17 protein-coding genes and 1 pseudogene are annotated in these 20,898 nt (G+C 57.4%); 6 read left to right on the top strand and 12 right to left on the bottom strand.

Features of this window, described 5'->3' with window-relative positions; genetic code table 11:
* Positions 1-7: 7 nt before the first annotated feature.
* Entirely contained in the window at positions 8-1,054 is a 1,047-nt protein-coding gene (locus tag E8K88_RS09115) for a TRAP transporter substrate-binding protein (RefSeq protein WP_136406359.1), read from the bottom strand.
* A 375-nt stretch (positions 1,055-1,429) separates the two neighbouring features.
* Here E8K88_RS09115 and E8K88_RS09110 point away from each other — a divergent pair, with 375 nt between their 5' ends.
* The 3 genes from E8K88_RS09110 to E8K88_RS09100 all read left to right on the top strand — a co-directional run bounded on the left by E8K88_RS09110 (position 1,430) and on the right by E8K88_RS09100 (position 4,842).
* Positions 1,430-2,116, top strand: a complete 687-nt coding sequence (locus E8K88_RS09110; protein ID WP_136406358.1) for a GntR family transcriptional regulator — start codon at positions 1,430-1,432, stop codon at positions 2,114-2,116.
* 501 nt (positions 2,117-2,617) lie between these two features.
* On the top strand, positions 2,618-4,375 hold the full coding sequence (locus E8K88_RS09105; RefSeq protein ID WP_136406357.1) for a zinc-binding metallopeptidase family protein: 1,758 nt from the start codon (positions 2,618-2,620) through the stop codon (positions 4,373-4,375).
* 23 nt (positions 4,376-4,398) lie between these two features.
* On the top strand, positions 4,399-4,842 hold the full coding sequence (locus E8K88_RS09100) for a peptidase dimerization domain-containing protein (RefSeq protein ID WP_136406356.1): 444 nt from the start codon (positions 4,399-4,401) through the stop codon (positions 4,840-4,842).
* 388 nt (positions 4,843-5,230) lie between these two features.
* Here the strand turns inward: E8K88_RS09100 and E8K88_RS18590 are convergent.
* A pseudogene (locus E8K88_RS18590) lies at positions 5,231-5,387 on the bottom strand (transposase); the annotation flags it as partial.
* Between the two features lie 604 nt (positions 5,388-5,991).
* On the opposite strand from E8K88_RS18590, the gene E8K88_RS09090 reads away from it, so the two are divergent.
* The gene (locus E8K88_RS09090; protein WP_136406354.1) at positions 5,992-7,008 is read left to right on the top strand and encodes a porin; all 1,017 of its coding nucleotides are present in this window, start codon (positions 5,992-5,994) and stop codon (positions 7,006-7,008) included.
* Positions 7,009-7,323: 315 nt separating this feature from the next.
* Here E8K88_RS09090 and nrdF read toward each other — a convergent pair whose 3' ends face one another.
* The 7 genes from nrdF to nrdH all read right to left on the bottom strand — a co-directional run bounded on the left by nrdF (position 7,324) and on the right by nrdH (position 13,340).
* Complete coding sequence (gene nrdF / locus E8K88_RS09085) at positions 7,324-8,313, bottom strand: class 1b ribonucleoside-diphosphate reductase subunit beta (RefSeq protein WP_136406353.1); 990 nt, start codon at positions 8,311-8,313, stop codon at positions 7,324-7,326.
* Positions 8,314-8,417: 104 nt separating this feature from the next.
* Positions 8,418-8,705, bottom strand: coding sequence for a GNAT family N-acetyltransferase (locus E8K88_RS09080; RefSeq protein WP_136406352.1), 288 nt, complete (start codon positions 8,703-8,705; stop codon positions 8,418-8,420).
* A 26-nt stretch (positions 8,706-8,731) separates the two neighbouring features.
* Positions 8,732-9,109 carry a 5-carboxymethyl-2-hydroxymuconate Delta-isomerase gene (locus E8K88_RS09075; protein ID WP_136406351.1) on the bottom strand — a complete coding sequence of 126 codons (378 nt, stop codon included), beginning with the start codon at positions 9,107-9,109 and terminating at the stop codon, positions 8,732-8,734.
* Between the two features lie 29 nt (positions 9,110-9,138).
* Positions 9,139-10,119 carry an MBL fold metallo-hydrolase gene (locus E8K88_RS09070; RefSeq protein WP_168797290.1) on the bottom strand — a complete coding sequence of 327 codons (981 nt, stop codon included), beginning with the start codon at positions 10,117-10,119 and terminating at the stop codon, positions 9,139-9,141.
* 206 nt (positions 10,120-10,325) lie between these two features.
* A complete protein-coding gene (gene nrdE, locus E8K88_RS09065) occupies positions 10,326-12,524 on the bottom strand; it encodes a class 1b ribonucleoside-diphosphate reductase subunit alpha (protein ID WP_136406349.1) in 2,199 nt (732 codons plus the stop codon).
* Positions 12,525-12,612: 88 nt separating this feature from the next.
* Positions 12,613-13,035, bottom strand: coding sequence for a class Ib ribonucleoside-diphosphate reductase assembly flavoprotein NrdI (gene nrdI / locus E8K88_RS09060; RefSeq protein ID WP_136406348.1), 423 nt, complete (start codon positions 13,033-13,035; stop codon positions 12,613-12,615).
* Positions 13,036-13,109: 74 nt separating this feature from the next.
* Entirely contained in the window at positions 13,110-13,340 is a 231-nt protein-coding gene (gene nrdH, locus E8K88_RS09055; protein ID WP_136406347.1) for a glutaredoxin-like protein NrdH, read from the bottom strand.
* A 505-nt stretch (positions 13,341-13,845) separates the two neighbouring features.
* On the opposite strand from nrdH, the gene E8K88_RS09050 reads away from it, so the two are divergent.
* Positions 13,846-14,934 carry a homocysteine S-methyltransferase family protein gene (locus E8K88_RS09050; protein WP_136406346.1) on the top strand — a complete coding sequence of 363 codons (1,089 nt, stop codon included), beginning with the start codon at positions 13,846-13,848 and terminating at the stop codon, positions 14,932-14,934.
* A 144-nt stretch (positions 14,935-15,078) separates the two neighbouring features.
* On the opposite strand, the gene E8K88_RS09045 is transcribed toward E8K88_RS09050, so the two are convergent.
* Genes E8K88_RS09045 through E8K88_RS09035 form a run of 3 tightly spaced genes read right to left on the bottom strand, consistent with a single transcriptional unit; the run spans position 15,079 to position 17,780 of the window.
* A complete protein-coding gene (locus E8K88_RS09045; protein ID WP_136406345.1) occupies positions 15,079-15,945 on the bottom strand; it encodes a hypothetical protein in 867 nt (288 codons plus the stop codon).
* A gap of 3 nt (positions 15,946-15,948) precedes the next feature.
* Positions 15,949-16,860: a biotin--[acetyl-CoA-carboxylase] ligase gene (locus E8K88_RS09040; RefSeq protein WP_136406344.1), complete on the bottom strand. Its 912-nt coding sequence runs from the start codon at positions 16,858-16,860 to the stop codon at positions 15,949-15,951.
* Between the two features lie 26 nt (positions 16,861-16,886).
* On the bottom strand, positions 16,887-17,780 hold the full coding sequence (locus E8K88_RS09035) for an SET domain-containing protein (protein WP_136406343.1): 894 nt from the start codon (positions 17,778-17,780) through the stop codon (positions 16,887-16,889).
* A gap of 172 nt (positions 17,781-17,952) precedes the next feature.
* On the opposite strand from E8K88_RS09035, the gene E8K88_RS09030 reads away from it, so the two are divergent.
* Positions 17,953-20,898 carry a DNA topoisomerase III gene (locus tag E8K88_RS09030; protein ID WP_136406342.1) on the top strand — a complete coding sequence of 982 codons (2,946 nt, stop codon included), beginning with the start codon at positions 17,953-17,955 and terminating at the stop codon, positions 20,896-20,898.

The raw sequence follows: 20,898 nt of genomic DNA, 5'->3' as shown, positions 1-20,898 counted from the left end.
GCTCCGGTTACTTGGCCGCGGTGTAGCCCGTGATCTGGCCAATCGTGGCGTTGAAGTCGCTCACGCATTCGGCCGAGCAACGCGCGGCCCACTTGGGCAGCACCACGCTAGAGAAGGTTTCTTTCAGCAAGGCCTTGTCGGCATCGCTTGGCGTGACCAGGGTCATCTTGCCTTTGACTTCAGCGCTGCAGGTATCACCCCCCGTGTTGCAAGCGTAGCCTTGCTCGGTCTGCTCAGCCGCAGCAGTCCAGATGTCGTTGATCAGGCCTTCGTACTTGGCGCTGATCAGCTCTTGCACTTGCGGGTTCAGCTTGTCCCAGGCCTTGGCATTGACGGCATGGATTTGCTGGTTCCAGTTGATTGGCAAGGCATACAAATGCGTGGCCACTTCGTACCATTTGGCATCAAAGCCCGACAGCGAGCCGGTGATCGCACAATCGACCACCTTGTTTTGCAGCGCCGGCACAACTTCACCGAAAGGCATGGTCACGCTGGTGCCACCAAACGCCTCAACGAACTCGGCCTGGGTGCGGCTGCTGGTGCGCACTTTCTTGCCTTTCAAGTCTGCCAGACCGCCAAAATTGCCGTTGCAAAACAGCACCTGTGCTGGGTAGGTGGACAGGCCCAGCACTTTCACGCCGCTTTTGTCGTAGAACTTCTGGTAGGCAGGCAAATAGGCGTCGGTGATTTTGCGTGCGTCTTCCACATTAGGGGCCAGACCAGCCAGGTCAATCGCTTCGTTGATCGGGTTGTCAGAGGCGAAATACGCCAGTGTGGACGTCCCAAACTCAATCACGCCTTGCGACATCAGACGCAGCACTTCCGGGCCTTTCAAGCCCATTTCGTTAAAGCCTTTGATATCGGCTGTGACCTTGCCGCCCGAAGCTTCTGGGATCACGGTGGTCCAGAACGGTTTTTCATAATCGTTGTAGAGGCTCAGATTGCTCAAAGCGCCCACCACTTTGACTTTGGTTGCAGGATAGTCTTGCGCCATGACGGAGCCGGTCAGTGCGGCAGCAGCAACGATCAGCGAGGAAAAGAAAAAACGAGGCATTCAATACTCCAGACAGGAACCACCAAAGTGGTGCGATTAAGACATCAATTGCACGAAACCAGTGCGCCGTACTGATACGGCTTGGGGCGTCAAGGCCTATTTCCATGAACGCAACACCGCTTCGATTAACAATTTAGCGCATTATTGCCCTTATTGTGAAATTTCACTATAGGGTTATCCTTATTTCAGCAATGAATATGCCAAGTACACTGCATGGCATGCATCGCTTGTTTTCAGGCAATCCCACTCTACAATTAGGCCATTGCCTGACAACAATCCCATGACAGGACTGGCTTTGCTTGGCTTCCTAGCCGTGCACCGCTCGCTTGCATTGGCACTTTCGCCTCCCGCTTTGACAACCGTGACAGCTCGCCCATGGCCGAATCCCCTGCTTTAACTGCCTCCCTTTTGACCGAATTGGCTGCGCCTGCTGATATTTCGCAAAATGAAAGTGCATACCTGACCTTGCAAAATCGCATCGTCACGCTGCAATACAAACCAGGCGAATACCTGAACACGGCCGCGGTGATGGAGAGCCTGGGCTATGGCCGCACGCCCATCAACCACGCGCTGCATCGCCTGGCCACTGAAGGCCTGGTGCAAATTCTGCCGCGCAAGGGCGTGCTGGTGGCCCCCTTGTCGATTGATGACGCTCTGAACCTGATTGATGTGCGCCTGGTCAATGAAACGCTGTGCGCGCGCCTGGCCGCTCAGCGCATCACCGCCGACCAGATCGATGCGCTGCACAGCAGCGTGCGCCAGTTTGAAGCGGCCATGCACGAGCGCGACATCGTTGGCTGCATGCAAGCTGACCGGGTATTTCACGAATACATCGCGCTGGCCTGTGCCAACCCGGTTCTGATCGATGTTCTGCGCGTTTTGCATGCCCGCGCTCAGCGCTTTTGGGCCATCTCCATGACTGCAGCGGGCCATATGCAGCACATCCTGGACGAGCACAGCCTCATCGTCGATACGTTGGCCGCCCATGATGGTGAGGCTGCAGCCAAGCTGGTGGCCGAGCATATCGAGTCATTTCGCACCTCGATCTTGCAGCGCAGTTGATGCGGGCTCAGCGACTGCGCGGAGATTCTGAACAGGCTCCAAGCCCAAGCGGGGCCGTCTTCAGCTGCAAGTAGCCGACCATAGAGTGCCAGCCTAACGGCAAGGCTTGGCCTGCCGTCTTCGGGATAGAGACAAGAATAAAGGCACCTGCCGCGCCGATCAGCCGCAGTGTCAGCGCCAGTTTTTTGTGCACCTAGTCAGGCAAGTCTGAGTGGACTACAGCCTGTATTGCGCACTGCTCGGCCTGCCCTTCATCCATTTCCTGCCGCTCACCAGGCAAAAAATAGGCATGAAATATGCTTCTGCCCCGAAGCTTCTTACCCAAATGTCAATTAAGTGACATCTGCGCGTTGTCAATCCTCCAGCGGGCTATTTATGATCCACAAGGCTTTGTCCGCAGATTGTTAACACTCATGGCCCTTTGTGCCGATTGAGTGGCCTGCCTGCGGCTATGGCGCGCGCCTTGCATGCCAATTCACTTCTAAAGGAAAGATACAGACAATGACTACTGCCCCAGCCTTTCGCTTTTCCCCTTTATGGAGTGCCGCATCAGTTGCCGTGCTGCTCAGTGCTTGCGGTGGAGGTAGCGACAGTGACAGCACCTCGCCCCCAGTCCCCCAAAGGCCGCAAGCGACCCAAATCATCAATGGCGTTCCTGGCGTTGATCCACTGGTTGCCAATGCCGCAGAGAAAATTATCGCCGACGCCAAAATCCAAGCCATCGCCGCTGAGTTGAATACGCCAGCGGGAGAGAAGGCGCGTTTCAACCAGCATATGGAACTGGTGCGCATTGCCTCTCCATCGCGCTATGAACACCGCATGGCGGCTGAAATACACAAGCGCATGCTCAATGAATGGGGGTTTAACGCCAGCGAAGTGAAGACCAATGCCGCGGGCCTGCTACCAGGCTCTGATGTCCAAATAGTGGATGGGCTGCCGGTTTATAACGCCTGCGTTGAAATCAAGGGCAGCTATTCAAGCAGCCCCAACGCCAAAGCCTACAACGGCCAATATCCGAAGGTGCTGATTGAGTCACACATCGACGTGGTCAACCCAGAGGTTCTGCCTCCTGAGAGCAACCCCTATCTGCCAATTAGGCTTCAACCCCTCACCGAGCCGGTGGTGAAGACACCCCAGGAGCTTGCAGCCATCGAGACGCAGCTGCAATTTGACAGCAACGGTCGCATCATTGAAGACGCTCAATATGCGCAAGCAAGAAAATGGTTTGCCAATGAAAAGGCGGCCCGTGAAGGTGGCGGTGTACGCATCTATGTACCAGGCTACTCTGATGCCATGAGCAATACGTCTGCCCTGTTCACGCTGGCGCATATGTTCAAAAAATACAAGTTGCAGCCAGTGTATGACGTGTGGATTTGCGGAACCGGTGGAGAAGAAGGCAAAGGCAACCTCGCGGGCATGAAGCAGCTGTATGGTTTTGACCAAGATCTGGGCACGGGCTCCAATCCGCTGAATTTTGTCACGAACTTCGGCTCTGAGGGCGGTGGCACTATCAATTTCACGGGCAGTTATCGTTTTGAGATGAAGTTCAAGGCACCGGCCATTCCAGGCAGTGGGCCAAATCCGGTTGAAGCCATGGCCGCCACCATTGCGCGCATTGCCGATATCAAAACACCTTCTGAGTTGCGCAGCGACGCCTTGAAAACCACCTACACCGTAGGCCAGGCCAGCTGTGAATCGCCGCAGCTCGGCTCTGATGTGATCCCTAGCTGCACGCTGCTGGTCGATATGCGCTCCGAGCGCACCGAAACCCTCAACGAAGTGCGCGCAAGCATCGAGCCGACGTTCGTGGCAGGCATGACAGCTGAAAACCAGCGCTGGGGTCAAGCAGACGGCGTGCAACAAGCCGTTTCTATTGAGCAAATGTGGTATGGCTTGCGCCCGGCGTTCGTCAACGGCGACACCGCCAACCTCGCGCTGCAAGCGGGCTGGCAAGCTGCGCGCGCAGCCGATGTGGATATGGCAGAAAAAGTGCCAAGTGGCTCCACCAGCCTCAATGACAACGTTCCAGCCAATACCGGTGTGCCTACCTACAACTGGTCACTGGGCTCCAATGCGGTGGTCGCAGGCACGCATGCCTTCTGGGAATGGGGAACCAAGGGCGACCCAGCCATAGAAACGAAACGCATCCAGCGCGCCTTGACTGCCGTTCTCATTGCGTCTGGCTACCACTTGGCAGATGGCAGCGTCATTGAGCCTGCCGTCGGCCCTATCGGCGCACGCACCCGCGAAGTTCAATAAGCACCAACACCTCAGGTACTACTATGAAAAAGATTCTTCTTACCACCTTGGTCGCATTGGCTTGCAGCACCAGCCTTCTTAGCGCGGGACACGCCCAAACAGCTGCATCTATTCTTGTGGAGTTTCAAGGCCCCGGCGGCCATAGCAGCAGCAACTACGGCCGCACCAGCGCATTGCACGCCGCCGCCAGATCCATCATCAAACTACAGGCAGCGGGCCTGCCATTAGGCAGCTATACCGTCTCAGAGCTGACGGGCGGTAACTCCGTCAATTCGATTGCCTCTGACGGCAAGTTTGTCGTCAAACTCAATCCGCAATCAGGCATCAGCCCTGAAGACCTGCTGGCAAAAGTGAGTGAAGTGGCCAAAGCAGGTGCGGATGAGGAAAATGCTTTTCGAAACGTCAAACCAGGCGATCTGACAGCAGGTGCGGCTGCAGATATCCGCTATAGCGTGGTCATGCAGTAAGCCCAGAGCGCACTCTGCCAGCATTGAACCCCCAAGTGCCTCTGGCGCACCTGGGGGCCAATGGCGCAGCACGTTGAATCTCCAACCGCCTGGCATGGCTGCATCCAAAAACCTGTTCCAAATCTTTTAGCAAGAGCGCCAGGAAGATTTGCTCAGGCTCGGCAAGCAGTGCTGCAGTGCTTGCAAGCCGCCATGGGGAGCAGGCACATTGGCCATGCCCACAGCCACCGCGTGGGCCAGCCCCTATGTATCGACCGCAATGTGCACGCGTCATGCCCACGATTGTTGACCCGCGTCACAGCCCCTCAAACCAGTCGTATCCGTGTTCTTGACGCTCTGTGCGCCCATGATCAAGAACGCACTTGAGGCGCTGCGCCCTATCCCTCGCATGTACCGTGCGCCACTTTGGGAAGTCGCCAGGCAGCGCGCGCCAATAGCGTCCTGTGCGCAGCAAAGACAGCTCCGCACAAAATACCATCAAGGCCTACTTTGCGTGGACGAGTACTCTTTCCAGCATTCGCCAGCAGTGCTCGGATGGGTTCCAATTGCTTGGGCTGAGGCCGCTTGGGTCTTTGGCTTGCATCAGCTCATCCGCTTAGCCTCAGACCACCAGATCAAAAATTTTGAACAGGCCTTAAGCCGCAGGCCTTGGCCACTTCGAGCTTGAGCTTGCGTACACTTGGCCACCTCGGCGTGAGCATTTGGCCTTTCTTAGAGCCTGTTCAAAGTCTCGACGCAGGCGAGCAAGGCCCAAAAAGAGCCGGTGCAAGGCGCCTGTTGCCGTTCAGACATGAGTATGAGCGGCAACAGGCAACGCAGTCATGCGCTTTTTTGTGCCTTGCAGTTCCTTTTGGTGTTGAGGTTTGTAGCCCCAAAGGCACACTGTTTTGTTAAAAATTCCTACAAAACAGAAAGCCTGACTGCGGTGGTTTGCCGCGCATTGCAACCATTTGGGGCTTCAACGCGGCTGCGTCGAGATGGTGAACAGGCTCATGCACATTGATTCAGCACCCCGTCAATTTCAGTCATGGCGCAAGAGTTGCACACTCCTGCTGGTCAGGCGATGAAGTGAAGCTTGAGAACCACGTGCAAGCGGCACGCCACACTTTAGCCAAACTGGATTGACTTTCCTCTCCCTTGAATTGGATTATGAAAAAAGCAATATGGCTTCTCCCCACCAGCGCCGCTTTGGCAGCGGGTGTGTGCGGCACCCCAGCAGCGGCCCAATCGACCCAGCTGTATGGCTCGATACGGCTGGCCATCAACCACGTCAAAGTGGGCCAGCAATCGTCTACAACGGAAATGGCCGACAACGCCTCCCGCCTGGGCTTTAAAGGCACAGAATCGCTTGGCAATGGCCTGACGGCGGTCTGGGGCATGGAATATGGCCTCAATGCCACGACCGGCGCACAAACCTCCCAGTTACGCAACTCCTATGTAGGCCTGAGACACGCTAGCCTGGGCAGCCTGGTCGCTGGCCGGCTTGACTCTGCCGCGGTCGGTGGCTCGCCCCTGTACTCGCAACTCGGCGCGATTGTCAGCTACGCGCCCAATGATGCGGGCCTGACCGCGATAGGCACTACGATTGCCAATGCCCGCAACCGCGTCTCGAATGCGCTGGGCTATATGTCGCCTGACTGGGCGGGCTGGAGTTTTCGCGCCCGCTATTACCAACGCGGAGAGAACACCGCAACGACCTCGCAGGATGATGCCTCGTCCTTCGATATGGGCGTGCAATACAACAACAAGCTGGTGCGTGCAGCGCTTGGTTACGGCAAGGACAAGCGCAAGGGCGGCTTAGAAAACAATGAGTTCGATGCCAAATGGCAGGCCGGACTGCGTTTGCTGGCGCTGGGCGACTTCCAGCCTTATGTGTTTTATGGCCGTGACAGCTACCGTGCAACAACCAGCACGCGCCGCCATGTGAACTACTGGATTGTCGGCGCGCGCTACAGCATCGGCCCGCATGCGATTACTGCCAATACCGCCGAGCGCGAGGTGCAAAACAGCCTGAGTAGCGAGCGCCGCCGCTACCAGTTGAGCTATGTTTATACTTTGACCAAACGCACGCAACTGCAGGCCTACTATGACCGCGATAGCGTAGATTCGAGCCGCGACAATGTTCGCATCAACGGGTTTGGGGCGGGAATTCTCCATAACTTCTGAGCCAAGTCATCGAGGCCATGCGGCCAAGCATTGCCTCGCTATCCAGGCTTTTATTGTGATGTTCGGCCTATGCGAACTACGACTGCATCGGTCGACACAATCAACTAGCTAGGGCAACGCTCTGAATCTGGTGGGTCAGCAGCCAAGCCGAACTATGGCGTCGATGAAACCATCGCCTTGCTGTTTCTGATCGCAGAGCCCCCGCCCCGGGCGTGAGTGAGTTGGCCGGGCGCAAAGGCATCGGCAAGGCATGCGCCTACCGTCTACTCAATACGCTAGCAACGCTCACTGGTGCGTAAACACGTTCTGCGGCGATCAGAATTCCCAGTCTTCGTCAGCCGTCGATTCGGCCTTGCCCATCACGTAGCTGGAGCCTGAACCCGAGAAGAAGTCGTGGTTCTCGTCCGAGCCGGGGTTCAGCGAGGCCATGATGGCCGGGTTCACATCGGTCATGCTGCTGGGGAACAAGGCCTCAAAGCCCAGGTTCATCAGCGCCTTGTTGGCGTTGTAGTGCAGGAATTTCTTCACGTCCTCGGTCCAGCCGACGCCGTCGTACAGGTCTTCGGTGTACTTGACTTCGTTGTCGTACAAATCGTGCATCAGCTCGTAGGCGTAGTTTTTCACTTCGTCACGGCGCGCCTGCGTGGCCAGTTGGTAGCCTTGCTGGAATTTGTAGCCAATGTAGTAGCCGTGCACCGCTTCGTCGCGGATGATCAGCCGGATCAAGTCGGCGGTGTTGGTGAGCTTGGCGCGGCTGGACCAGTACATTGGCAGGTAAAAGCCCGAGTAAAACAGGAAGGACTCCAGAAATACGCTGGCGACCTTGCGCATCAACGGGTCATCACCACGGTAGTGGCCGATGACAATTTTCGCTTTTTTCTGCAGGTACTCGTTCTCCAGGCTCCAGCGGAAGGCGTCGTCCACGTCTTTCATCTGGCACAGCGTCGAGAAAATCGAGCTGTAGCTCTTGGCGTGCACCGCCTCCATGAAAGAGATGTTGGTGTAGACCGCCTCTTCGTGGGGCGAGACTGCATCGGGAATCAGGCTCAGCGCGCCAACGGTGTTTTGCACAGTGTCCAGCAAGGTCAGGCCGGTAAAGACGCGAATGGTCAGTTGCTGCTCTTGCGGTGTCAGCGTGGCCCACGACGGAATGTCGTTGGATAGTGGCACTTTTTCTGGCAACCAGAAGTTGGAGGTCAGGCGGTTCCACACTTCCAGGTCTTTGTCGTCCTGAATGCGGTTCCAGTTGATGGCCTGCACCAGATTGGGCAGCAAAGACGGTTCAGTCAGCGAAGGGATGGACATGGCAATCTCTCAAAATCACAGAAGAAAAAAGACCAGGGCCGCTGCCAACACCGCTATAGATTCATACCAGCAACGCACCCCATCAAAAATACACCAGTGGCAACTCAGTCCAGCTTGCAAAGCAGGCTTTGCCACTGAGGTTTGCGCTGAATATAGGCGGCCACATAAGAGCAAGAAGGGACCACACATTGGCCGTTGGCCTGAATATCCTCCAAAGCCCGCTGCACCAATTGCCCGGCCAGACCTTGGCCATTGAATTCGGGCTTGACGACCGTGTGCGGCAGCTCGACCTCTTTGCCACGCACGCGGTAGTCGGCAAAGCCGGCTTCTGTGCCATCGTCCAAGTAAATCTCATAGCGGCCAGCGGCCGTGTTGTTGCGCACTTCAGGCATCACACCCTCCTTGAATAATGATTGATTTAGACTGCCACTTGGGGCGTGGTGATGGCGCGCGCGTAGGTTGCCAACGTGATTTCATGCACTTCAGCGCCCAGTTGCACTTGCAGTGGCAAGGCCTGCCAGTCGTGGGCCACTTGCAGCGCTGCCAAAGCGGCATCCGCAATGGCTTTGCGCACCTCGACACTGCGGCCATCAATCACGGCTACGCGCAGATGCACAAAGGCCTGGTGAGGCAAGTCGTCGCCAACCACAAAGGCGTCAAACGCCTGTGCGCGGCTTTTGATGTCTTGCGGCAACTTGAATTGGCCAGTGGCAAACAAGGCCGCGTTCACGGCCTTGAGCACTTTGGCGGCATCGATAGGCAGATTGGCCGAATATTCGAGATGGACTTGAGGCATACAACTCTATTGTGAAAAAACGCACATGCTTAATTGATTTGTGCAGAGAACGACTCCGGCAGCCACTCATAAGCGTCCTGGCCTTTGGCGCGTACATGGCCAATGCCAGGGAATGCCATGTGCATGCCAGCGACGCGGTAACCGCCACTTGCAGCGTCTTTGAAGGTGGCCAAACGGCGCGATTTGGCAGCCGCCTGGTCAATGTCAAAGGCAATCGTGATGTCGGGGTGGTCAAACTGCACGTCCTGCACATGGACCACATCGCCCCAGATCAGCAGCCGCTCACCATTGCGCTGCACATCAAAGCCGGTGTGACCGGGTGTGTGGCCGCTCAGGTCAACTGCACGCACGCCAGGCGCGACTTCGTCTCCCCATTGGAAAGCGCGCAAACGCTTGGCTTCTTGGTAAGGAGCAATCGCTGTGCGGGCACGTTCAAACGCATCGCGCTGCGCCTCAGGCACTTTGTCGCGTTCTGCATCACTCAACCAGTAATCGAGCTCGACTTGCGGCACCCACAGCTCGGCATTCTCAAACCGCGCTTTGCCATCCTGGCTGATGCCGCCTATGTGGTCGACATGCAAATGCGTCAGCAAGACCTTGTCGATCTGCGCATTCTGGTAGCCTGCGCGCTGCAAGGTGGGCTGCAGCGACGCACCGCCAGCGCCCATCAACTCGCCACCGCCGCTGTCAACCAACAGCAGCTCAGAGCCGGTATTGATCAAGAACGAATTCAATGAGGTCGGCGTAGGCACGCTGCGCGCACGCGCAGCCAGCCAAGCGCGGATTTGCTCTGGCGAGGCTCCGGCCAGCAATTGGTCGCTTGGCATCGCCATCGTGCGGTCGAGCAACGCCGTCACCTGGTAGTCGCCCACCGGCGTGACGTAGTAGGCCAGCGCTTGCTGGCCTGCCTTAGGGGCAGCGGCCCACAGCCTGGCTGGCTGAGCGGCAGCGACCGAAGCCAGGGTGGCAGCCAACAGTACTTGACGACGATTAACAGTGAGATTGCGCATGGAATCAGCCCTTTTGAAATCAAGTGAAATGATCAGATCGGGAGACCGCCCCCCGTGTTCAGCAAAGCATGAATTCCCTGTGCCAGCTGCGCGGTGCATGCACCGCACGCCTTGATGCGCAAAGAATCCGTTTGAAATCCGTCGGTATCAGTACTCTAATAGATGAATGGGCCTTGCCATGAGCTAGCCAACTATTGCCCCAGACTTTACAGGGAGCAGGACACGCAGCCTTCCACCTCGGTGCCCTCCAGCGCCATTTGGCGCAGGCGGATGTAGTAAATGGTTTTGATGCCTTTGCGCCATGCGTAGATTTGCGCTTTGTTCACGTCACGGGTGGTGGCTGTGTCACGGAAGAACAGTGTCAAAGACAGGCCCTGATCGACGTGCTTGGTGGCCGCCGCATAGGTGTCGATGATTTTCTCAGGGCCAATCTCATAGGCATCCTGGTAGTAATCCAGATTGTCTTGTGCCAGATAGGGCGCTGGGTAGTAAACGCGGCCGACCTTGCCTTCTTTGCGGATCTCGATCTTGGCCACGATCGGGTGGATACTCGAGGTGGAGTTGTTGATATAGGAGATCGAGCCTGTTGGCGGGATGGCCTGCAGGTTCTGGTTGTAAATGCCGTGCTCTTGCACCGAGGCTTTGAGCGCTTTCCAGTCGTCCTGCGTTGGAATCGCAATGCCGGATTTCAGAAACAGCTCACGCACTTTCTGCGTTTTGGGCTCGTATTTCTGGAAGATGTACTTGTCGAAATACTCGCCGCTGGCGTATTTGGAATCGGCAAAGCCTTTGAAGGTCGTGCCAGTCTCCATCGCAATGCGGTTCGAGGCCTTGATTGCGTGGTAGGTGATGGTGTAGAAGTACAGGTCGGTGAAGTCGATGCCTTCTTCACTGCCGTAGTAAATCTTCTCACGTGCCAGGTAGCCGTGCAGGTTCATTTGACCCAGGCCAATCGCGTGCGAATCGTCATTGCCCTTTTCAATCGAAGGCACGGAGCTGATATGGCTCTGGTCCGACACCGAGGACAGCGCGCGAATGGCCACTTCGACCGTCTTGGCAAAATCGGGCGAATCCATGGTTTTGGCGATATTGAGCGAGCCCAGATTGCAGGAAATGTCCTTTCCAATGGTCTCGTAGCCCAAGTCTTCGTTATACACCGATGGGGTATTGACCTGCAAAATTTCTGAGCACAGATTGCTCATATTGATGCGGCCCTTGATCGGATTGGCACGGTTGACCGTATCCTCGAACATGATGTAGGGGTAGCCCGACTCAAACTGGATTTCTGCCAGGGTCTGGAAGAACTCGCGCGCGTTGATTTTCTTTTTGCGAATTTGGGGGTTGTCCACCATTTCGCGGTATTTTTCGCTGACCGAAATATCCGACATCGGCAGGCCATAAACGCGCTGCACGTCATACGGCGAGAACAGGTACATGTCCTCGTTGTTCTTGGCCAACTCGAAGGTGATATCCGGAATCACCACGCCCAGCGACAAGGTCTTGATGCGGATTTTCTCGTCGGCGTTTTCACGCTTGGTGTCCAGAAACTTCAGAATGTCTGGGTGGTGCGCACTCATGTACACCGCACCTGCCCCCTGGCGTGCACCCAGCTGGTTCGCGTAGGAAAACGCATCTTCGAGCAGTTTCATGATCGGGATCACGCCCGAAGACTGGTTCTCGATGTGCTTGATCGGTGCGCCCGCTTCACGGATATTGGTCAGGCAGAACGCGACGCCGCCACCGCGTTTGGAGAGTTGCAGCGCCGAGTTGATACTGCGGCCAATGGACTCCATATTGTCTTCAATACGCAGCAAAAAGCACGAAACCAGCTCACCGCGTTGTTTTTTACCGCAGTTCAGGAAAGTCGGCGTGGCAGGTTGGAAGCGGCCGGTGATGATTTCATTCATCAACTCCAGCGCCATTTGCTCATTGCCTTGCGCCAGCGCCAAGGCCACCATGCACACACGGTCTTCATAGCGCTCCAGGTAACGCTTGCCATCAAAAGTTTTGAGCGTGTAGCTGGTGTAGTACTTGAACGCGCCCAGGAACGTGGGGAAACGGAATTTATGGGCCCAAGCGGCATCCCACAGTTTCTGGATGAAGGCAAAGCTGTACTGCTCCAGCACTTGGCCTTCGTAGTAGCCTTTTTCGACCAAGTAGTCGAGTTTTTCCTTCAAATTATGGAAAAACACGGTGTTTTGGTTCACATGCTGCAAGAAATACTGGCGCGCAGCCAAGCGGTCTTTGTCAAGCTGGATCTCGCCATTGGGCCCAAACAGGTTGAGCATGGCGTTCAGAGCGTGGTAGTCCAAATCGGTCTGTTCTTTGCTGGCAGGCGATTGACCTACCACTTTGGCAGCAGACTCATCATTCGGACGAATGGCGTGTACGGTGGCAGATGACATATCGCGTCCAATCAAAATAAGAGTTCTTAAAAGATCTTAAAAACCAGTTCAGTTTTTACAAAACAAGGCTTTTCACCTTGCCGCCGCTTCATGCGGTACAGGCATCCTCGGCCTGGGGCGTATTGAAAAACGCACGCACACCGGCGCGCACTTTGTCCACATCCTCAGGGGTGCCTAATAATTCGAATTTGTACATCAGCGGCACTTGGCACTTGTGTGCAATGATCGCGCCAGCCATGCAGTAAGCAGTGCCGAAATTGGTATTGCCGGCAGCAATCACACCGCGAATCAGGCGGCGATTGTGCTCCTGGTTCAGGAACTGGATCACCGGCTTGGGCACAGCCCCTTTGACATTGCCCCCACCATACGAGGGCACCACCAAAATATAGGGCGCATCCACCGTCCAAACTGCAGCTTCATCGCTTTTGATGGGGATGCGCTGGGCCGGCACTTGCAGCTTCTGCACGAACCGATGGGTATTCTCAGACACACTGGAAAAGTACACCAACATAGCTTCTTCCTTTTTTGCAGCCAAAAAGCTGCAACCAACAAGAAAAGCGGCTAATTTGCAGAAACTGCAGGCTTTTAAGCAGCAGCGATCAAGCTGCCAATCTTGTCAGGGCGAAAACCACTCCAGTGGTCATCACCAACCATCACCACTGGGGCTTGCGCATAGCCCAGTGCTTTGACTTTTTCCATTGCCGCCGGATCTTGGCTCAAGTCAACCACTTCATAGGCGATACCTTGGCGATCGAGCGCGCGGTAGGTGGCGGTGCATTGAACACATGAAGGGGTGCTGTAAACCGTGACTTGCATTAGAAAAAACTCCTTGGATTCAATAAAAACAACACGGGTAGAGCAGCTCAGGCGCTCTGCGCAGCCGCTTGCTGAGTGGCGTTTTGCAAAGCGTCCCTCACAAAACACAACAGGGGCGATCGTACCACGGGCGGCCAAGCAAACACTACCAGTAGTGTTCAAAAAATAAAAAAACACTAAATCTAGTGACTTTTTCACTTTGTGGAAAAAATAAAAACCAGTGCTGATAAGGATTTGCAGCCCGTTTATGTCGTCAAAACCACAACTGGCGCGGACTTGACTTTTTGAACATTAAATTGACAAGTACCAGGCATCGGCTGAGCCCGGCAAGCCTGTCCGCTCAGCCAGCAACGGGGCGCGAGTATACGCTGCTTGCGCGCCAGCAGCACCGACTCCAGCAGCGCCGCAAGCGACAGGTATTGCTGCGGTCCATCAGCGCTGTCAGAGCCTGTTCAGAAACCCATCTGTGCGCACAAGCTCAGCGGCAACTCTACAATAGCGGCCTATGTCTTCACCACGCTATACCCGCGCCCAGGCGCTGCCTACGATCTTGCAACAGCGCATTGCCATTCTCGATGGCGCAATGGGCACGATGATTCAACGCTTCAAGCTGGGCGAAGCCCAGTACCGTGGTGAAGGCTACAACGGTCCGGACGCGGCCGGCGCGCGCTTTAAGGACTTTGCCCGCGATGTCAAAGGCAATAACGAATTGCTGTCACTGACCCGCCCTGATGTCATCAGCAGCATCCACGAAGGCTATCTGGCCGCTGGCGCCGACCTGATTGAGACCAATACCTTTGGTGCCACCACGGTCGCGCAGGAAGACTATGGCATGGCCGAGCTGGCGCGCGAGATGAATCTGCGCTCGGCCCAGTTGGCACGCGCGGCCTGCGACAAGTTCAGCACGCCAGACAAGCCGCGTTTTGTCGCCGGAGCTTTGGGCCCTACCCCCAAAACCGCCAGCATCAGCCCCGATGTGAACGATCCTGGCGCACGCAATGTGGATTTTGAAACGCTCAGACAGGCGTACTTGGAGCAAACGCTGGATTTGATTGCCGGTGGCGCCGATGTGATTCTGGTCGAGACGATTTTTGACACACTCAATGCCAAAGCAGCCCTGTTTGCGGTTGAAGAGGCGTTTGAGCAAACCGGCGAGCGCCTGCCCATCATCATCAGCGGCACCGTCACCGATGCCTCAGGCCGCATTTTGTCGGGCCAAACCGTGACCGCATTCTGGCACAGCGTGCGCCATGTCAAACCTTTGGCGGTAGGCCTCAATTGCGCATTGGGCGCGGCCTTGATGCGCCCGTATATCCAGGAGCTGTCGAATGTGGCCAAAGACACCTTCATCAGCTGCTACCCAAACGCCGGCCTGCCCAATCCCATGAGCGATACCGGCTTTGACGAAACCCCGGAAGTCACCAGCCGCCTGGTGCATGAGTTTGCCGCCGAGGGCCTGGTCAATATCGTGGGCGGCTGCTGCGGCACGACGCCTGACCACATTGGCGCCATTAGCCGTGCAGTGGCAGGCGAGCAGCGCAGAAGCGTAAGCCCAGCCGGTGCAGCGGGCGTTTGGCAAGGCTACCAGGCTTAAGCACCTGTCCAGCGTCTCCACGCAGCCGCGTTGGAGCCTCCTCAAAAAGCACATGGACAGCGTGCGGCTGGAGCACGCTTAGAGCGTGTTGGCAGTCTTAGAACGTGTTTACGATCTTTGCGCTGACTGGGCCAATCGGGCCAATCAGCAGGCCTGCCAAGTACGCGCGCCGATATAGCGGCCTAAATCGCGTCGCACCACCTCTTTGACCGCACCGTAATCGGGAAACTCGATGGTGTAGGCCGTGCTCGGTGCGCGTTCAACCTCGACCGTGGCGGCGCGAATGCCTTTGCGCTCCACGTCTTTCTTATGCTGATGGGCCGCCGCCTCGGACGAGAAACGGCCCAGCGAGAAACCAATGCCGACCGGGCTGGAGCGCAGCCGCTCATGTGGCACGCCTTTGCTTTGCAATTCACCACGGCGTGCGCTCAAGACCAGCTCATCCGTAGCCCCCCCCCAAAACACCATCCAACGGCCACTGACCGGGCTGTCCTTGATACGCCACTGGTTGCGGGCAATGCCTTGCAAGGCCGCGCGAATCGGCTCCATTTGCTCAGATGAAAACACGCCAATGGCCATGCATTGCTTAGGTGCCGGGGGCAAGGCGGCCACTGCAGGCGCCTCTGGCTCAACCGGGGTGGGCGCAGCGACCACGGCTTGCGCTTCTGGCTCAGGTTCGGCTGCCGCTGGCGCATCGGGCAGGTCTTCTGCTTCTTCTGGCTGTGGCAGGGCAGCAGCAGGCGGCGGCGCAGCCACCACCACAGGTGCTGGTACTGGTGCTGGTGCCTGCGCAGGCGGCTCTGCGCCCACCATTGGCGCCGCAGCATCAACCCATTCAATCACATCTGGCTGCAGCGGCGCGTACTGGGCGCTTTGGTCCTGCGCAACCGGCTGGACGCTCTGCGGACTGCCCAGGCCCAAAGCCTGGGTCCAGGTGTCCAGATGGCCTTGCGCCCACGCAAAATACAGGCCATTGGCCAACAACAATACCACCACCAGCATGCGCAACATGGCTCAGACTCCTTTGACTGTGTGATCGCCACCAGCACCCGGCAGCGGGCGCACACTGACCTCACCGCTGGTGATTTGCACGACTTCGCCGTCCAGCGCCAGCAGCAATTCGCCTTGCGCGTCCACGCCCAGGCAATCGCCAACACGGCCATCGCTCAGGCGCACCGCGCGTCCGGCCAGCAAGTCCCAGGCAGAAAACGCGCTTTGGTAGGCGGCAAAGCCCTCACGCTCAAACTGCTGCACCGCCGGCAGCACAGCGGCAATCAGGTGCGCAAGCAGGTCCTGGGGGTTCACGGCCACACCGGCCCAGTCCTGCACATTGGCTGGCGGCACTGAGGTATCTTGTAGGTCTTGCGGCTTGAGGTTCAAACCCATGCCAATCACCACATAGCGCGCAGCCGAAGCCGCTGATTGGGGCGCCGCCATCACAGCCGCCGCATGGCTTACTGTCTCAATCAAAATCCCGGCCATTTTCTGGCCCTGTCCATCGGCGCCCATCAACCACACATCGTTGGGCCACTTCAAGCCAAGGCGCTGCGCAGCCATGTGCTCGGGCGCAGCACCGGCCTGGCGCGCCCACTGGGAGAGCGCAGAGACGACGGCCAGCCCCACCACCAGGGACAGGCCAGACCAGTCGCGTGGCGCCAATGGCAGGCCGATACTCAGCGCCAAGGCCTGGCCCGACTGCATGTGCCACGGTTTACCCAAACGCCCTTTGCCAGCAGTTTGCTCTTGCGCCAGCAGCACACAGGGCTGCTGCTGGCCGTTCGCTGCACGGCGCATCAACTCGCTGTTGGTGGAGTCGATGCTGGCCAGCCATTGCAGCGCAATGCCAGGCCATGCGGCTTGGGCGCAGTGGGACAAGGCAGGCAAATCCCAAGGGCTTTGCGGCGTAGTCGCGGTCAATGCGGGCATAAGGCTGGCGTCCTTTTCTCAATCATTCACTGCGCAGCAGCACGGCTTGGCACTTTTTTCGCTGCAGGTTTGGCCGCTTTCGCTTTTTGAGCCGCCTGCGGAGTCTTGGCCGTTTTGGCCGGCTTGGTCTTCACCGGCGCTTTGGCTTGCGCCTCTTTGGCAACTGGTTTAGCAACTGGTTTTGCAGCTGGCGGAGCTTTGGCTGCTTTTGGTGCTTTTGGTGCTTTTGGTGCTTTTGGTGCTTTGGTCGCAAGCTGCGGCGCAGCCTCAACCGGCCGTTCTTTGCGGGCAGACTGGCGTTTGGCTTTCACCGGTGCTTGGCTCGCGCTGGGCGCTTTGCTCGATGGCGCCCCGGCTGGCTCAGCAGCAGGTGCAGCGGCGGCCTTGCTGGCGCCCTTTTTAGCCGCCTTGCGGCGGGTCTTGAGCATCGTGCCACGGCAGTTGGCACTGCCACAACGGCACGCATAGTCGTTTTTCAGCTCGGCGGTCAGCGGCTCGCCAATTTCCAGCGCGTAGTCGTAGAAGAACTCTTCGCCTGGCGCAATCGGTGCGATGGCGGTAATGAATACGTGACCGTCATCGTCTTCCTGGGTCTCGCAATTGGCCTCACACGAGTGGTTGATCCAGCGCGCGGCGTTGCGGCCTACGCCACCACCATCAATGACATTGCCGCTCTCGGTCTGAAAAAAGAAGGTGTGAAACGGATCGCCTTCTTTGGCTTCGTGGCGGCGCTCCATCTCTTCCCAACTGATGTGCTCACCCTTGTATTCAATGACAAAATCCCCGGGTTCAAAGGCCTGCAAGGCATAAACTCCCTTACCATGCACGCCTGAGCGACGCACTTGGATGCGCGCTCTCGGCTTGGCTTTGGCCTGAGAAGGCGCTTGCACTTGCGAGGTCGTTTTTGCAGTTTTTGCCATAGCCAGTTGAAACTCTGTTAGTTTATAAAAAAGAACCTTGACGGTGGACCGCTCCCATGGGGCGGTAGCCATTGTAGGATGCCTCACTGCCCGCAGGCACCAGCGCGATACCGCTTTTGCCGGCGCAGTCCCTCATTCAAAGCCATTTGGCCACTTTGCCCCAAGAATTCCCATGTCCAAATCATTGGTCATCGCCGAAAAGCCATCTGTCGCACAAGACATTGTGCGCGCACTCACGCCTGTCTCCGGCGCATTCGCCAAGCACGACGAACATTTCGAGAATGACTCTTATATAGTGACCAGCGCCGTGGGCCACTTGGTCGAAATCCAGGCACCCGAAGAGTTCGACGTCAAGCGCGGCAAATGGAGCTTTGCCAATTTGCCGGTGATTCCGCCGCACTTTGACCTCAAGCCGGTTGAAAAAACCAAGTCGCGTCTGAACGCTGTCACCAAGCTGGCCAAGCGCGCCGACGTGACCGAGCTGATCAATGCCTGCGACGCGGGCCGCGAAGGGGAGCTGATTTTTCGCCTGATCGAGCAATACGCCGGCCCCGTCAAAGGCGGCGTGCGCCAGCCGCTGGGCAAACCGGTCAAGCGGCTGTGGCTGCAGTCGATGACGCCACAAGCGATTCGCGATGGCTTCAACAACCTGCGCAGCAACCAGCAAATGCAAGGCTTGGCAGATGCCGCACGCAGCCGCTCGGAAGCGGACTGGCTGGTGGGCATCAACGGCACCCGGGCAATGACCGCGTTCAACTCCCGCGATGGTGGCTTCTTCCTCACCACCGTGGGCCGTGTGCAAACGCCGACGCTGTCCTTGGTGGTTGAGCGTGAAGAACAAATCCGCAAATTCATCAGCCGCGATTACTGGGAAATCCACGGCGACTTTGCTGCCCAGGCCGGGCACTACCTGGGCAAGTGGTTTGACCCCGCCTTCAAAAAGAGCGAGGACGAACACGCCAAAGCCGACCGCCTGTGGGATGCCGCCCAAGCCGAGGCGATTGCCCAGGCGGTGCGCCAACAACCGGCCCAGATCGAAGAGCACAGCAAACCCACCACCCAGGCCAGCCCGCTGCTGTTTGATTTGACCAGCTTGCAGCGCGAAGCCAACAGCAAGTTTGGCTACTCGGCCAAAACCACCTTGTCGCTGGCACAGGCCTTGTACGAGCGCCACAAGGCGCTGACCTACCCGCGTACCGATTCGCGCTACCTGCCTGAGGACTATTTGGCCGTTGCCAAAGAAACCTTCATGGCCTTGTCGCAAAGCCGCATCACGCATCTGGCGCCACACGCCACGCATGCGCTGGACAACGGCTTTGTCAAACCCAGCCGCCGCATTTTTGACAACAGCAAGGTGAGTGACCACTTTGCGATCATCCCGACCACGCAGCCACCATCGGGCCTGTCAGAGGCCGAGCAAAAAATCTACGACCTGGTCACACGCCGCTTTATGGCGGTGTTCTACCCGAACGCCGAGTACATGGTCACAACCCGCATCAGCAAGGTCGCCACGCCTGCCTTGCCCAGCCCACTGCAGCACTTCAAATCTGAAGGCAAGGTGCTGGTCAAAGCCGGCTGGCTGGCCATTTACGGCAAAGAAGCCGAGGGCGAGCTGGGCGACGGCAAAAGCAAGGACGAGGGCAAATCTCTGGTCGCGGTACAGGCCAATGAGCAGGTGCTGACCGAGCACGCCGAGGTCAAAGCGCTCAAAACCAAACCGCCTGCACGCTACAGCGAAGCGACTTTGCTGTCAGCCATGGAAAGCGCTGGCAAGCACATTGAAGACGAAGAGCTGCGCGCTGCAATGCAGGAAAAAGGCCTGGGCACACCAGCGACACGCGCGGCCATCATTGAAGGCTTGTTGACCGAGAAATACATGCTGCGTGAAGGCCGTGAGCTGATTGCCACAGCCAAGGCCTTCCAGCTGATGACCTTGCTGCGCGGCCTGGAAGTGCCTGAGCTGTCACAGGCGGCACTCACTGGCGATTGGGAATACAAACTCAGCCAGATTGAAAAAGGCGAGCTCAGCCGGGCCACGTTCATGGCTGACATCGCGGCGATGACCGAGCGCATTGTCAAAAAAGCCAAAGAATACGACCGCGACACCATCCCTGGTGACTACGCGACCTTGAGTGCGCCTTGCCCGCATTGCGGCGGCATCGTCAAGGAAAACTACCGCCGCTTTGCGTGCACCGGCCAGGACGGCCACAGCGAAGGCTGCGGCTTCTCGTTCACCAAATCACCCGCAGGCCGCACCTTTGAGATCGCTGAAGCCGAACAACTGGTGCGCGACCACAAGATTGGCCCGCTGGAAGGTTTCCGCTCCAAAGCCGGCTGGCCATTCACGGCCGAGCTGACGCTGGTGCCAGATGCCGAGCGCAACAACTTCAAGCTGGAGTTTGACTTTGGCGACGACAAAGCCGCCGAAAGCGGCGAGCTGGCCGATTTCAGCGGCCTGACACCGCTGGGCAAATCGCCTGCCGACGAAGGTCAGGTCTACGAATGGGGCAATAGCTATGTGAGCGAGTTGGCCGTGCCTACCGTCCAAAACCCCAAGCCCAGCAGCCAATTCAAAGTGGGCAAAATCATTTTGCAGCAGCCGATTGAGCCTGAGCAGATCCGCAAATTGCTGGCAGAGGGCCAAACCGATGTGTTGGACAAGTTTGTCTCCAACCGCACACGCCGCACCTTCAAAGCCCGTTTGACCTGGGATGCGGAGGCGGGCAAGGTCGGTTTTGCGTTTGAGCCGCGAGAAGGTGGCAAGCCCAGCCGTTTTGCAGCAAAAACTGCGACCAAAGCAGCGACCAAAGCCGCCGCCAAGAAAGCACCGGCCAAGAAAGCTGCAGCCAAGAAAACCAGCACCCGCAAACCCGCAGCAGGCAAACAGCCCAGCGCAGCTTTGGCAGCGGTGATTGGCCAAGAGCCAGTTGCGCGCACCGAGGCGATGAAAAAGATCTGGGACTACATCAAGGCCCATAACCTGCAAGACCCCAAAGACAAACGCACCATCGTCGCCGACGACAAGCTGCGCGCTGTGCTGGGCCAGGACCGCGTCGGCATGTTTGCCTTGGCGGGTCTTTTGGGCCCGCATTTGAAAGACAGCCCTGCCGAGAATTGA

The organism is Lampropedia aestuarii (assembly GCF_004803635.1).
Classification (GTDB): domain Bacteria; phylum Pseudomonadota; class Gammaproteobacteria; order Burkholderiales; family Burkholderiaceae_C; genus Lampropedia; species Lampropedia aestuarii.
Note: the sequence above shows the minus strand (reverse complement) of the source record. Positions and strands in the feature narration are given on the sequence as shown.

Excerpts from the sequence above, each read along its gene's own strand:
- nrdI (WP_136406348.1), bottom strand. The coding sequence starts at position 13,035 with ATGTTGGTGTACTTTTCCAGTGTGTCTGAGAATACCCATCGGTTCGTG.
- E8K88_RS09110 (WP_136406358.1), top strand. The coding sequence starts at position 1,430 with ATGGCCGAATCCCCTGCTTTAACTGCCTCCCTTTTGACCGAATTGGCT.
- E8K88_RS09050 (WP_136406346.1), top strand. The coding sequence starts at position 13,846 with ATGTCTTCACCACGCTATACCCGCGCCCAGGCGCTGCCTACGATCTTG.
- E8K88_RS09045 (WP_136406345.1), bottom strand. The coding sequence starts at position 15,945 with ATGTTGCGCATGCTGGTGGTGGTATTGTTGTTGGCCAATGGCCTGTAT.
- E8K88_RS09075 (WP_136406351.1), bottom strand. The coding sequence starts at position 9,109 with ATGCCTCAAGTCCATCTCGAATATTCGGCCAATCTGCCTATCGATGCC.
- nrdF (WP_136406353.1), bottom strand. The coding sequence starts at position 8,313 with ATGTCCATCCCTTCGCTGACTGAACCGTCTTTGCTGCCCAATCTGGTG.
- E8K88_RS09080 (WP_136406352.1), bottom strand. The coding sequence starts at position 8,705 with ATGCCTGAAGTGCGCAACAACACGGCCGCTGGCCGCTATGAGATTTAC.
- E8K88_RS09035 (WP_136406343.1), bottom strand. The coding sequence starts at position 17,780 with ATGGCAAAAACTGCAAAAACGACCTCGCAAGTGCAAGCGCCTTCTCAG.
- nrdE (WP_136406349.1), bottom strand. The coding sequence starts at position 12,524 with ATGTCATCTGCCACCGTACACGCCATTCGTCCGAATGATGAGTCTGCT.
- E8K88_RS09105 (WP_136406357.1), top strand. The coding sequence starts at position 2,618 with ATGACTACTGCCCCAGCCTTTCGCTTTTCCCCTTTATGGAGTGCCGCA.
- E8K88_RS09040 (WP_136406344.1), bottom strand. The coding sequence starts at position 16,860 with ATGCCCGCATTGACCGCGACTACGCCGCAAAGCCCTTGGGATTTGCCT.
- E8K88_RS09115 (WP_136406359.1), bottom strand. The coding sequence starts at position 1,054 with ATGCCTCGTTTTTTCTTTTCCTCGCTGATCGTTGCTGCTGCCGCACTG.
- E8K88_RS09030 (WP_136406342.1), top strand. The coding sequence starts at position 17,953 with ATGTCCAAATCATTGGTCATCGCCGAAAAGCCATCTGTCGCACAAGAC.
- E8K88_RS09070 (WP_168797290.1), bottom strand. The coding sequence starts at position 10,119 with ATGCGCAATCTCACTGTTAATCGTCGTCAAGTACTGTTGGCTGCCACC.
- E8K88_RS09090 (WP_136406354.1), top strand. The coding sequence starts at position 5,992 with ATGAAAAAAGCAATATGGCTTCTCCCCACCAGCGCCGCTTTGGCAGCG.
- nrdH (WP_136406347.1), bottom strand. The coding sequence starts at position 13,340 with ATGCAAGTCACGGTTTACAGCACCCCTTCATGTGTTCAATGCACCGCC.
- E8K88_RS09100 (WP_136406356.1), top strand. The coding sequence starts at position 4,399 with ATGAAAAAGATTCTTCTTACCACCTTGGTCGCATTGGCTTGCAGCACC.